This window comes from Candidatus Baltobacteraceae bacterium (assembly GCA_036489885.1).
GTDB lineage: Bacteria > Vulcanimicrobiota > Vulcanimicrobiia > Vulcanimicrobiales > Vulcanimicrobiaceae > JAFAMS01.
Window position 1 is genome coordinate 1401277 of record DASXEW010000003.1, and the last position, 12914, is coordinate 1414190.

Here is a 12914-nt window from a genome sequence, read left to right on the forward strand (position 1 = left end):
CAGTCTCCTTTAGCCGCCTTGGACGACGAGCCGGCGTTGTGCTCTATTCCAAATGATGACGCTCAGCAGCGCAAAAACCGCAAGCCAAACTATCTGCGACAGGAGCGCGGCCGAGTACTCTGCCGGCGGGATTCGTCCAATGTAGATTAAGAGCGGCGTCGAGTAAATTGCCGCAAATGGTAAAACCAAGACGATCTTTTGCAAGATGCCCGGGAAGAACAAGAGCGGGATGATTTGTCCGCTGAGCAGATCGCTGCACCAGCGCACGATCAGTTGCACGGCAAACGACTCCATCGTCCAGAACGCGACGCAGTTCATGCAGAAATTCAGCAGAAAATTGAGGACGTAGCCGATCGCGAAACTGAGCACGAACGTCGCCGCTGCAAGCGGTGAAGGTATGTCGATGTGCACCATCAGCAGCGCAAAGCCCAGCGACGGAAGGATGAGCAACGTGTGCAACGCCGTTTGCCCGGCGCCGTCACTAAAGAAGAAGAGCACCGGACTGATCGGCTTCATGAAATCGGTCGCGATCGAGCCGTCGCGCAGGCGATCGCGGATGAGTCGCGTCCCGTCGACCTCGAGGATCAGCGACATGAGCAGCGCGACGACCGTGTACGTCAGAATTTGGTGCAGCGCGATGCCCTGCGGCGCCGCGTTCTGCGCGTAGAGCGCGAGCCAGACCATGCGCATCAGATAGACGCGCAGCACGAGGGAGCCGATGTTGGTGAAGACTTCCATCCGGTAGGTGGCTTCGCGTGCAAAGGCTTTCTTTGCAAATTCGAAATACGGCGCGACGCGAAATTCCCAGTGCATGGCTAAACTCAGTGGCCGACGCTTTCGTAGTGGTTGAGGCCCACTCGCCAAAAGGAGTACGCAACCGCGAACGTCGCGAGACCCACAAGGGGTGAAAGTAGTCCGATCTGCGGCGGAAAGTGCAACGCGTCCTCAGTTTTGTCGAGAAAGAACGTCGCCGGGAAGTAGTTCATGAACGCGTACGGCAGCAAGAACGTCAACACCAGGCGTACGCCCTTCGTGTAGATCGAGATCGGATAGCGCGTGAACTCTTGCTCGAGCTGGAATGCGACCCAGCGCAACGCATCGACTTTGACGAACCAAAACGCGCACGTCGCGATCATCAGGTTGATCGAGAAGTCGATCAGCGCCCCGCCGATGACGACCAGCGGTACGAAAATGACGAACCAGATGTCGATGATCGGATTGGACCAGATCGTGGCGAGGATAAACAATAAGATCGCGAGCACCAGCTCGTCGGGAAAGATTTGCTGCGGCGTCGTGAGCACCTGAAAGAGCGGGTTGAGCGGCCGGATGAAGAGCCGGTCGATCTCGCCTTCCCGGACGTGCTCGGGCACGTCGCCGACGGTCAAGAACAGGGTATTGTTTAATGCGTGCGCCAGCATCCACAGCGAGTACAGAAACGCCATTTCGCCGAACGTCCAGCCGTTCATCACCGGAAACTCGCGTAGGATGATCCAGAGCGCGGCCAGCGCCGTTGCGTGGTAGATGAACGTGAAGCCGAACCACACGAGAAAATTCGCGCGGTACTCGAGCGCGGTCAGAAAGTTGATGCGCCAATACTGTTTGTAGACGTCGGCCCAAATCTCAAGCGTGCTCATCGCTTGTCATCCCGAGCGTAGAGGAGCGAGCGAAGCGAGCGCAGCGTAGTCGAGGGACAGGGCGGCGGTGGCAAGGTTGTCGCGATCCCTCGACTACACGCCCTGCGGGCGCTACGCTCGGGATGACAAAACTTCTTCAACTCAACCGCCCTGCACCACGACGCGCCTGGAACCGAAGCGCCACATGAAGACGGCAGCGATCGCGAAGATCACGATCCACATCGCTTGCAGCAGCAACACGCGCAAATATTCGTCGGGCGTGATAACGCCGACGTAGATCAGCAGCGGCGTCGAGTACATCGCTGCAAACGGCAGTATGTAAATAAAGCTCTGGAGGACCGGCGGAAAGAACACGAGCGGAATCACTTCGCCGCCCAACAGATCGGTAATCCAGGTGACGATCAGCTGCATGGCTTGAATCTCGAGCGTCCAGAATGCAATGCAGTTGAGCACGAAGTTCATCAAGAGTCCGACAAAATACCCGAGGGCGAAGCTCAGGAAGAATACAACGAGCACAACCGGCGACGGTACCTGGATGTGCACGATCAACAGCGCGAGCAGCAACGACGGAACGATCGTCGCTGCGTGAAAGACCACTTCACCGGTGCCGTCGCTGAAGAAGTAGAGCGGCACGACGATCGGCTTCATGAAGTCGGTCGCGATGCTGCCGTCTTCCAGCTTGGAGACGAGCAGCCGGGTTTGGTCGATATCCATCACGAGGGACATGAGAAGCGCGACCGTCGAGTAGGTGATCGCCTCCTGGAGCGTCAGGGCGCGAATCCCGGCATTGTGGAAGTACAGCGCGGTCCAGACCATGCGGAACAGGTAGACGCGCACGAGCAACGAGCCGATGCTCGTAAAGACCTCGAAGCGGTACGTTGCTTCGCGCGAAAATGCAACTTTCGCGAATTCGATGTAGGGTCGTACGGCCGTCATGAAGCCGGCGTCGGTGCCTGCGTGCGGTAACCTTCGAGATAGATTCGCCGGATAATGTCTTCCATCTCCGGTTCGACGATCGAGACGTCGCTGATCGTGCAGCGTTCCGTCACAAGTCGAAGCAAATGTTCGGCGGTAATCTTGCGTCGATCGAACCGCAGATGCACGACGTTGGCTTCTTGTTCGACCAGCTCCGTGTTCGGGAACGTGAAGTCTTCGCACGTCTCAGCCAGCGTCACGACCAGCGTGCGATGCGTTCCGTACTCCATGCGCAATCGCTCGAGCTCGCCGTCGAAGACGATGCGCCCGTCGTCGATCAAGACGATCCGGTCGCAAAGCCGCTCGACGTCGGCGAGATCGTGCGTCGTTAGGATGACGGTCGTGCCGCGCTCTCTATTCACTTTGGCAATGAACGTTCGGATAGCTTCCTTCGCAACGACGTCGAGACCGATCGTCGGCTCGTCGAGATAGACGATCGGCGGATCGTGCAGCATTGCAGCCGCAAAGTCGCCGCGCATGCGTTGGCCGAGCGACAGCTGACGCACGGGAGTCGACATGAATTCGTCGAGATCGAGGATCTCGGAGAAGAACGCCATGTTGGCATCGTACTTGGGACGCGGGACGGCGTAGATCGCGCGCAAGAGCTCGAATGACTCCCGTAGCGGAAGATCCCAATAAAGCTGACTGCGCTGCCCGAAGACGACGCCGATGTTGCGCGCGTTCTCTTTTCGTTTCTGATGCGGTACCAATCCCGCGACGTGAATTTCGCCGGACGTCGGAACCAGGATGCCGGTGAGCATCTTGATCGTCGTCGATTTTCCGGCGCCGTTCGGACCGATATAGCCGACCAGCTCGCCGGCTTCCATCTTTAGGTTGACGTCTTCGACCGCGACCTTGTCGACGTATTCACGCGTGAAAAGACTGCGCAGCGCGCCTCCGACGCCCGGATAGCGCTGGACCGAGCGGAAGACCTTGCGCAGCCCGCGCGTCTCGATGATCGGCATCGGCCCGATTCTTCAACTACGGGCTGGCAGATACCGCCCTTCGTCCAAGCGTCAGCGAAACAACGACGAGCACGATCACATTTAGGATGAGCGCCAGGAATCCGGTATTGAGTCCCCACGGTATAGTCGCGCCGGTTGCCGCGACATACGCGAGCGTCGCAATGCCGACGACAATTCCGGCGCCGACTCCGGCCGGATGCGGACGCGTTCGCGGCGAGAGCGAGAGGACGACGCCTGGGAAGAACTGCGTCACGCCGTTATATGCAATCAGGAGCAATCCGACGAGCGACGTGCGCGCAACGGCCCAAAAACCGAACGCGAGCACCGCGATGAGGATCACTGCGATGCGCGTTGCAAACGTCGCGCCTTGCTCCGTGCGAACGAAGCCGTAATCGGCAAGCAGATTCTTCGAGACGAGACTCGCCGCCGCAAGGACCTGTGCGGATGCCGGCACGAGCGCGGCAAGACAGCCGGCGCCGGCGATGGCGCCGACAACCCACGGCGGATAGTATTGTTGCAGAACGAGCATAAACGATTGATCGCCGGCGGGGCCTTTGAGACCGGGGTGCACGAGCAACGCTGTAAAGCCTGCGAAGTAGACGAGCAGCAGCATCAGCTGATAGAACGGCAGGAAGATTGCGTTACGCCGGATCGTCTCCGCGCTTTTCGCGGAGTACGTCGCTGCCATCGATTGCGGGAACATGAAGAAACCCATCGCGGTCAACACGACGGTCGAAACGAACCAAACCGTTCCGCTCGACGTGGTCGTTCCTTGCAACGTCATCCAGGTCGGCTTGTCGGCCAGCACCCGATCGATTACCGCAGCGGGCGAGCCGAAGAAATGGATCGGCAACACGATGCCCGCGAAGATCACGCCGAGCAGCACGAGCACGTCCTTCACGATCGACGCCCACGCCGTTCCGCGAAGGCCCATGAAGAAGACGAACAAGATGATCAGTGCGAACGCGATGCCGACTGCGAGAATCGAGTTCAGCGTACCGTAGCCTGCGATACGCAGCAGTATCTCGAGGCCGGAGAGCTGCAGCGTGACGTACGGGACGAGGAAGATGAAGCCGACGATCGCAACGAGCGCTCCGAGCCACTTGCTGTCATAGATGAATCGGAAGTAGTCAGGACCCGTCAGCAAGTTATTCTCGCGTGCCGTACGCCAAATTCGCGGCAGCATGAAATAGGATATGATGTACGCGACCGTGCCGTAGCACAGAATGTAAAACGCCGGCGCGCCTTTCGTGTACGCCCAACCCGCGGCGCCCAAGAACGTGAAGCTGGTGTAGATTTCGCCGGCCATGAGCAGCCACAGCAATACGGGCCCGAACGAACGACCGCCGACGATGTATTGCGTCGGATCCATCCGGACGTTGCGAACGGCAAGCCAGCCGAAGACGATCGTGAAGAGCAGAATCGCGGCGATCACGCCGAGTGCCACGCCGCTCATTGCCGGTGCTCCAAGCGATAGACGCCGTACATGAACGCCGGCGTAAGGAGAATCCAGAGGACGATGTAGTCCAGCAAGAACGGGAGCCCGAAAATACGCGGCTCCAAATGGTTCGCAAAAGGCACGCCGATGGTCAGCGCGAGAGCCGGGATCAGCGCCAGGATGATTGAGGTGGGACTGCGGCGCGGTTCCACTGTAGGCGGCTTTTCCCAGCCTGCCGAGAACCCACACGTCGTCTGATGATCGTTACGATTTCGCGGGAATACGGCGCTTCCGGCTTGACGGTAGCGCATCGTGTCGGCGATTTGATGGGCTATCCTGTCGTCGGCGACGCCCTGCCCAAGATCGCCGCCTTGCGGCTCGGCACGACGCACGACGACGTGGTTGCCGTCGAGCATCGCGCACCATCGATCGCGGAGCGTATTCTCCAGAATCTGGGAAGCGCCGACGGCGCCACGACGCTTGCTCCGAGCTTCGAGAGCGAGGTGCGCAAAGAAATCGAGACCGCGGTGCTCGAGGCGGCGCAAGAACCCGACGTCGTCATCGTCGGCGGGATTGCAAACGTCATCTTACGCGGCCGGCCGAATCTGCTGAGCGTCTTTTTGCACGCGCCGCTCGATTTTCGTATCAGCCGCGTCATGGAGTCGCTCAAAGTCGGTCGAGAAGAAGCCCGCAAAGAAGTCGCGCGTGTCGATGCCGCGCGCAAGCGCTGGGCCAAAGTCCACTACGATCTGGAATGGGGCCGCGCCGAGTATTATTCGATGACGCTCGACGTGGCGCGCGTCGGCGTCCACGGCGCCGTTTATCTGATCGCGAACGCCGCGAGTCAGCTACACGAATGATGCCGTGCAGAATGATGCCGTGCAGATGAAGACGTCGCTCGTACCGCACATCGACGAGCCGCGCATACCCGAACGCAAACTCCGTTTGTGGAGCGCGTTCGCATATCGCGATTTCCGTTTGTTGTGGAGCGGGCTGCTCATCGCCAACGTCGGTTTCTGGATGCAGTTCACGTCGATGACGTATTTGGTCGGCGTCGTCCTAGCGCATAGCGCTGCGCAAAGCGCGTTCAATCTCGGCCTGGTCGGTGCTGCGCGTTCCTTGCCGGTTTTCATGTTCTCGCCGATCGCCGGTTTCATGGCGGATCATTTTCCGCGCCGGCGCACGCTGCTCATCACGAATACGGGTCAAACTATTCTCGCGCTTGGCCTTGCGTTCACGGCGCTGTATCACGAAAGTTGGGCGCTCTACGTCGTCTATCTGATCGCGGCGCTCCAGGCTACCGCGCAAACGTTCGACTCACCGGCGCGGCAGAGCTGGGTTCCGATTCTCGTCCCGCGCAATCTGATCTCGAATGCCATCGGCTTGAATTCGATCGCCTTCAATGCCCCGATGACCGTCGGCCCCGCGATCGCCGGTATCTTGATCGGTGCAGTCGGCGTGCACGTCTCATTTTTCGTCAACGCGTTCCTATCGTGCGCGGTGGTTATCGCCCTGATCTTCATGACGCCCGCGCCACCGGCGAGCACGTCGCGCGAACCGGTCTTCCGCCAGATTTCCGAAGGGTTGCGCTTCATCGCTTCGCACCCGGTACTGCGCTGGATCATCGGGATGCTGGTCGTGACGTCGTTCACGGTGCGGCCGTTCACGTCGCTGCTGGCGGCCTTTGCGACGCACACGGTGCACGTCGATGCCTCGGGTTACGGCTGGCTGCTGGCCGCCGGCGGGGTCGGAACGATCGTTGGTGCGGTGACGACGGCGCTCTATCAATCCGAACGGCGAGGCGGCTGGTGGTTTTTCGCGGGGACCGTCTCTGCCATCGGCGTTATTGCCCTCGGCTACACGCACGACTTCAAGGTCGCTCTCTTCGAGCAAATCGTGTTGGGTTTCGGGATGATGTCGTTCATCGGTTCGTCCAATGTGCTCGTTCAGATGCTTTCGCCAGATGAGATGCGCGGGCGCGCAGTTTCCGTCTATTCGATGACAATCTTGGGCCTGGTGCCTGCGGGGACGCTCGTCCTTGGATTTCTCGGCTCGCAGATCGGCTTGAGTCTTACATTCGTCTGCAGCGGTGTCGTGGCGCTGGTCGCCGGCGCGTGGGTTTGGCTCGCGCATCCGGCATTGCGGCGCGCGTAGTGGAGGGCGGCTGGCCGATCTTCGGCTTTCTGGTGGCGACCGCCGCACTCGCCATCATTGCGAAGCGCATCAACGTCGCGTATCCGATCGTCTTCGTCGTCGCCGGCGCGTTGCTCGGCTTCGTCCCCGATCTCCCGAACATCGAGCTGCAGCCCGATACGATCTTCCTGATCGTCTTGCCGATCTTTCTGTTCAGCGGGGGCTGGACGACCGACTGGACCGAGTTCAAGCGCAATCTGCGCCCGATCGGCCTGGCTGCTATCGGCCTGGTCGTTTTCACCACAGTGATGGTTGCCGCAATCGCGCACGCCGTCATCGCCGGCATCTCGTGGCCGGCTGCGTACGTGCTCGGCGCGATCGTCGCCCCGACCGATGCGATCGCGGCCGAAGTCATCTCCGAAGACCTCTCGCTGCCGCGCCGCATCATGACCATCATCAGCGGCGAGGCCCTGGTGAACGATGCCAGCTCGCTGATTATCTATCGCTTCGCGATCGGCGCCGCCCTCACGGGGACGTTTCTCGCGAGCCACGTTCTGCCGCAATTCTTCCTCGTCTCGATCGGCGGGATCGCGATCGGCCTGGGCGTCGCAGCCGTCCTTTCATGGGCTCACCAATTTATCCGTTGGCGCGACCTCGACGACGAGGTCCTCGAGAACGTCATCAATCTGTTCGCGCCCTTCGCCTGCTATCTGCCGGCCGAAGCGCTGGGCGTGAGCGGCGTTCTGGCTGCCGTCGCCGGCGGCATCTACATGAGCCGCCGCTCGGGGCGGATGTCGGCCGATGCGCGGATCGTCGGCTACAGCGTCTGGGAGATGATGACCTATCTCCTCAACGCGCTCGTCTTCTTGCTGCTCGGATTGCAGCTGCACCGCATCGTCGCAACACTCGGACACGAGTCGTTCGAGCGGCTGATGCTCTACGGTTTCGTCATCAGCGTCGCGGTCATCGTGCTGCGCTTCATTTGGATTTATCCCGCAACGTACGTGCCGCGGTTGATCAGCAAGCACATCCGCGAGGTGGATCCGTCGCCGCCGTGGACATGGCCCGCAATTCTTTCTTGGGCAGGAATGCGCGGCATCGTATCGCTTGCGGCCGCGCTCGCAATTCCGGTCACAATGGTCGATCGCGATGCGATTATCTTCGTTACGTTCTGCGTCATCTTCGCGACGCTCGTCGTCATGGGCTCGACGTTGCCGTTCGTCATTCGTATCTTGAAGGTGCGCGACGACGGGCGCATGGAGAAGAAAGAAATCGAGATTCGAATCAAGGCGCTCGAAGCGGGAATGTCGCGCGTACGCGAGCTCGAGCCGACCTTCGATTCAGAAGTCGAATGGGAAGTTGAAGGACGCATCATCGGAGAGTACCAGCATCGCATCCAGCATCTTCAAGGACATCTCGAGCTCGGCCCGGATGGCGAAGAGCTCACCGAAAACAAGGTCGATCACCAACTGCAAAAGGCGGCGCTGCTCGCCGAACGCACCGCGATTCAGTCGATGCGCCGCGGCGGGCAGATTCCCGATGACATCTACCGCGCAATCGAGTACGACCTCGATCTGGCCGACGCGCGGCTACGTCAGGGCTGAGATTTCGGTTTCGGCTTGGCCGTGAAATAGTAGTCGGCGAGCCGGAAGCCCGCGCGCTCGAGCACCGAGCGTGACGCGGTGTCGGCGTACGGAACCGCGGCGCAGACCATCCGCCCGGTGTGCTCCGCAGCATCTGCCGAGCGCGCCAAGATCTCGGCGCCGTAGCCGTGCCGTCGTCCCGCCGGAAAGACGAACGCACTGACCTCACTCCACGTCGGAGTCAACTCCTGGAGAATCGCGTAGCCGACGATCTCGCCGCCTGCGAGCGCAGCTGCGAAGCGCGGCGAGTCATAGTGCTCGACGTGCCGGGAGATGAGCTGGCGCGTGCGCGCGTCCATCTCCGAGGCGGCGCGCAGATTGAGCTCTCCAGCCCGCTGCACCGGCTCGGCGCGGCGGACGAACACGCCCGTGTGCGGCTGCGATTCCATCCCGAGATCATTGACGGCTTGGCGTGTCGAGAGGTCGCCGCCGAAGTACCAAATTAGCGAGGCGCCGGTTGCCACGAACGCGTCGGCGAGCAGCCTGCGCCCGTCTTGTCCTTCGGCAATATCGAAGCGTACGATCCATGATTCGGGCACTAATTTTCCGTCGCCGGTGAACGCTACGCCGGCGGCTTTGCCATTTTCGGTAATGGCGCGCCCACGCGCAGCAGCCTTGATTTTCTGCGCTACTGCAGCATCTGGGATATCGTCGAGATACATTGCTTTTTCCATAAAAAAGAGCGAGTCGCAGATTTGCGACTCGCCTTTGCTGTTTCCTAGAGAAGGTTGTTTACTTGGCAGCCTTCTTGCGGCGAGAAGTCTTGCGGCGCGCTGTCTTTTTGCCGCGAGCCTTGCGAGCCTTCTTGCGGGTTGCAGTTTTCTTAGCGGCCTTCTTGCGGCGCTTCGGAGCTGCAGTCTTTTTCGCTGCTTTCTTTTTACGTCTCTTGGTAGCCATTAGGGTCCTTTCTGCTCAACCCAAAGGGCGAGCGACCCGGCATAACGCCGGTGTGATTGCTTAAGTTATAGCACAAATTCGGCTGCTGTTGCAAATGTCGTACGTCAAAACGCAGGAAGGCACGACGTTGCCGACGACGCAAACCGCAAAACATGCAGACGATTCCAATCGACGGCGGCGTGCTTTCGTACGCTGATGACGGTACCGGAGACGCGGTGATCCTGATCCACGGCTTCTTGCTCGATCACTCCATTTGGGATGCAATTGTGCCCGCGCTCACGCCGCGCGCGCGTGTCATCCGTCCGGATTTGCGCGGACTCGGACGCTCGTCCGTAACGCCCGGTCCGTATCTGATCGAAGCGCTCGCCGCCGACATCGCAGCGCTGCTCGACGCTAAAGGCATTGCCTCCGCGACGTTGGTTGGACACTCGCTCGGCGGCTACGTCGCGCTCGCATTCTTCCGGATGTTTCGCGAGCGCGTCAATGCGCTCGCGCTCGTCGGCAGCCGTTTCGTAAACGATACGGAAGCCGCTGCACACGATCGCTACGCGCTTGCAGATCGCGCCGAACGCGAAGGAATTATGCCGGTGTTAGATGCGTTTATTCCGCGATTCTTCGCGCCGGCCGTTTATACGGAAAAGCCGCAATTAATTGAGGAAATTCGCCAATTATGCGGCCGTACCGATCCGCACGGTGCAGCCGCACATTTGCGCGGCGCAGCGCAACGCGTCGATGCACGCGATCTGGTCGACGACATCGATGTCCCGTTCTTGTTTTCGATCGGCGATCAAGATGCGATCATGGGTTTGAGCGAAGCCGTCAACGTCGTGCCGCGGATTCCGAGCGCGCAGCTCGCGACGTTTGCAGGCTGCGGACACATGCCGATGTACGAGGCGGCGGATCAGCTCGCGGACGCCCTCGGCGCGTTGCTCGAGATCGCGGGGACGTCGACCGCCGTCAGCTGACGCTGGCCGTTTCCGTCGGTCGTGAACTGCGTCGTCAGCCGGCGGAGCGTGCGCGCAGTCTCGTCCAGCTCCGTCGCCTGTTCTTGGACTTGCTCGACCTGCGCGCGGACGTCGAAGGAGATCCGCGCGACGCGCTCGGCTTCCATCCGGTGCTGTGCGCTGGTCGCGGCGATCGAGCCGATCGACGCTGTGATCTCCGTCGTCTGCGACGCCATCTGTTTGGTGCCCGCCGAGTTTTCCTCGACGACGTCGTTGATCGAGCGAATCGAGTCGGTGAGACTCTTGGCGCTGCGCGCCATCACACCGGTGGCGTCCGCGATCTCGGAGACTTGCGCAACGGTCTGCTCGACGCTCTGTAAGATCTCGCGCAGCGCGGCGCCCCCGACCACGGCCTTCTCGGTCCCGGTCGACACCTTCTCGGCGCCCGCGCCGACCGCGCGAACGGCGTCGCGCGTGCGGACCTGCACCTCGCGCACCAGCTGGCCGATCTGCTTGTTCTCGGAGGCCGAGCGCTCGGCGAGCTTTCGCACCTCGTCGGCGACGACGGCGAAGCCGCGGCCGTGCTCGCCGGCGCGCGCGGCTTCGATCGCCGCGTTGAGCGCCAGCAAGTTCGTCTGTTCGGCGATCTCTTCGACCGCTTCGACGATCGAACCGATCTGCGCGCTGAGCGTCTCGAGCTCGTTGATCTTGTCGGTTGCGGCGCGAACCGCTTCCGCGATCTGATACATTTCTTCGACCGTGTCGGCGACGGCACGCTCGCCGCTTGCAGCTGCGGTTCTCGTTTGTACGCCGGCGGCAGCCAGTGTCATCGAGATGTGCGCGAGCCGTTCGACGTCCTCGAACATTCGCGATGCGTCGTTCGTGGCCGAGCTGACTTGTGCGGCTTGGTCGACAGCGCCGCGCGCGATCGCGTCAACGCCGACGGAAAATTGCCGCACCATCGTATCGAGCGTCGTCGCGGCTTCGCTTAGCGCATCGTAGCCTTTCGCGAGGCCGGCCATTGCGATCGTCGCTTCCGCGACCATCTTGCTCGAGCGCTCCGACGTCGAGCCGAGCTGCGTCGAGCTGGCTGCGAGCGAGTCCGACGTGCGTTGAATTTGTCCGACGACGAGTGCGAGATTTTGATTCATGCGTGCCAGCGCATTTCCGAGACGGTCGCCGGGTGCGTGCGGCTCGATCGTTGTTGCGAGATCGCCGGCTGCGATCGCTTCGGCCGTCGCGGCCATCTCGCGCTGATACGCGATCATCTCGTCGAACGCGTCGGCGATCTCACCCAGCTCGTTTTGTGAGTGAATATCCGCGGTGTCGTCGAGGATGCCGCTCGCAAGCGCGCGCGCCGTCGTCGCCAGCTGGAACGCATCCCGCCGGATGTAGCGCAAAAACCAGAAGATCAGCGCCAGGATGACGATCAGCGCGGCCAGCGAGATCGCGGCGACGCGGAAGAACGTCAGCTGAGCAGCATAAGAGAGCGCGGTTGCGGGCTTGGCGGTAAACAGCACGCCGACCATGTGCTGCGCATCGTCGATGATCGGTTCGTAGGCCGCGATGTACGTCTGGCCATTAAAAGGAACGTAGCCACGATACGGCCGCTGGACGTCGATCGCGTTGCGCGCCAAGCCGGTCAGTTCGGAGCCGATGATCGGCTTGCCATCCTTTTGAAGGGTGGTCGAGATCGCGATCGGGGCGCCGTTCTCGATTTCGTAGATCGTCGCGTCGCAGCCGGTGATCTTCTTGACGTTGTTGACTAGCTCGATGTCGTTGTTGGCGATCCAGCCGCCGAACTGCAGCGTCTTGCCGATTACGACCGGCGTACCGCCGTGGACGCCGAGCAGCGTCGACGCGGTGCGCTGTGCGACCTCAACCTGGCTCTGGATCTCCTTTTCGACCGAGTCCCGAACCGTGTTGTCGACGACGAAGAGCAGGACGGCCGTGAAGGCGAGCAACGACGCCATCGCAACGGCCAACACTTGCGTTGCGAGAGAATTCCATCGGATCAGCTCCCGCAGCCTCACCTATTTGATTCCCCCTAATCCTTCGTGGATGGCGCTAGAGTTCGACAGCCAAGCTCTGCCGCCTACGGCTCGCTTGTTTGCCATTAGAACGAGGGCTTAAGGGGTAGGCCTTAACACGACATTCAGGATGGACTGAGAGTTTGCGTGCTATGTTGGCGACCGGCGTGCTCGGCTCGGTACAGCGCGTGGCGTTACCTAAGGAAAGAAAGGGCTCCGGGATGACCTCTTCGATGCGTGCTTCACTAGCGGCCT

At 61.0% G+C, this 12914-nt stretch carries 12 protein-coding genes; 4 read left to right on the top strand and 8 right to left on the bottom strand.

Annotation, left to right across the window (positions count from 1 at the left end):
- Positions 1–9: 9 nt before the first annotated feature.
- The 6 genes from VGG22_12820 to VGG22_12845 all read right to left on the bottom strand — a co-directional run bounded on the left by VGG22_12820 (position 10) and on the right by VGG22_12845 (position 5224).
- Positions 10–813, bottom strand: a complete 804-nt coding sequence (locus tag VGG22_12820; GenBank protein ID HEY1729253.1) for an ABC-2 family transporter protein — start codon at positions 811–813, stop codon at positions 10–12.
- Between the two features lie 8 nt (positions 814–821).
- Positions 822–1634 carry an ABC-2 family transporter protein gene (locus VGG22_12825; protein ID HEY1729254.1) on the bottom strand — a complete coding sequence of 271 codons (813 nt, stop codon included), beginning with the start codon at positions 1632–1634 and terminating at the stop codon, positions 822–824.
- Positions 1635–1775: 141 nt separating this feature from the next.
- Entirely contained in the window at positions 1776–2570 is a 795-nt protein-coding gene (locus VGG22_12830; protein HEY1729255.1) for an ABC-2 family transporter protein, read from the bottom strand.
- A complete protein-coding gene (locus VGG22_12835; protein ID HEY1729256.1) occupies positions 2567–3574 on the bottom strand; it encodes an ATP-binding cassette domain-containing protein in 1008 nt (335 codons plus the stop codon). The genes VGG22_12830 and VGG22_12835 overlap by 4 nt, the downstream gene beginning before the upstream one ends.
- Before the next feature lie 16 nt (positions 3575–3590).
- Positions 3591–5030: a sodium:solute symporter family protein gene (locus VGG22_12840; GenBank protein ID HEY1729257.1), complete on the bottom strand. Its 1440-nt coding sequence runs from the start codon at positions 5028–5030 to the stop codon at positions 3591–3593.
- Positions 5027–5224, bottom strand: coding sequence for a DUF3311 domain-containing protein (locus VGG22_12845; protein ID HEY1729258.1), 198 nt, complete (start codon positions 5222–5224; stop codon positions 5027–5029). The genes VGG22_12840 and VGG22_12845 overlap by 4 nt, the downstream gene beginning before the upstream one ends.
- A 45-nt stretch (positions 5225–5269) precedes the next feature.
- On the opposite strand from VGG22_12845, the gene VGG22_12850 reads away from it, so the two are divergent.
- From VGG22_12850 to VGG22_12860, 3 genes are read left to right on the top strand one after another with little or no spacing between them, the layout of a single operon-like run.
- Positions 5270–5872, top strand: a complete 603-nt coding sequence (locus tag VGG22_12850; protein ID HEY1729259.1) for a cytidylate kinase-like family protein — start codon at positions 5270–5272, stop codon at positions 5870–5872.
- A 4-nt stretch (positions 5873–5876) separates the two neighbouring features.
- A complete protein-coding gene (locus tag VGG22_12855; protein HEY1729260.1) occupies positions 5877–7166 on the top strand; it encodes an MFS transporter in 1290 nt (429 codons plus the stop codon).
- The gene (locus VGG22_12860; protein HEY1729261.1) at positions 7127–8749 is read left to right on the top strand and encodes a Na+/H+ antiporter; all 1623 of its coding nucleotides are present in this window, start codon (positions 7127–7129) and stop codon (positions 8747–8749) included. Before VGG22_12855 ends, VGG22_12860 begins: the two co-directional genes overlap by 40 nt.
- Here the strand turns inward: VGG22_12860 and VGG22_12865 are convergent.
- Positions 8740–9450, bottom strand: coding sequence for a GNAT family N-acetyltransferase (locus tag VGG22_12865; protein HEY1729262.1), 711 nt, complete (start codon positions 9448–9450; stop codon positions 8740–8742). The two genes, VGG22_12860 and VGG22_12865, sit on opposite strands and share 10 nt — an antisense overlap.
- A 387-nt stretch (positions 9451–9837) precedes the next feature.
- Here VGG22_12865 and VGG22_12870 point away from each other — a divergent pair, with 387 nt between their 5' ends.
- Positions 9838–10650, top strand: coding sequence for an alpha/beta fold hydrolase (locus VGG22_12870; GenBank protein ID HEY1729263.1), 813 nt, complete (start codon positions 9838–9840; stop codon positions 10648–10650).
- On the opposite strand, the gene VGG22_12875 is transcribed toward VGG22_12870, so the two are convergent.
- Positions 10587–12662 carry a methyl-accepting chemotaxis protein gene (locus VGG22_12875; protein HEY1729264.1) on the bottom strand — a complete coding sequence of 692 codons (2076 nt, stop codon included), beginning with the start codon at positions 12660–12662 and terminating at the stop codon, positions 10587–10589. The two genes, VGG22_12870 and VGG22_12875, sit on opposite strands and share 64 nt — an antisense overlap.
- Positions 12663–12914 lie beyond the last annotated feature (252 nt).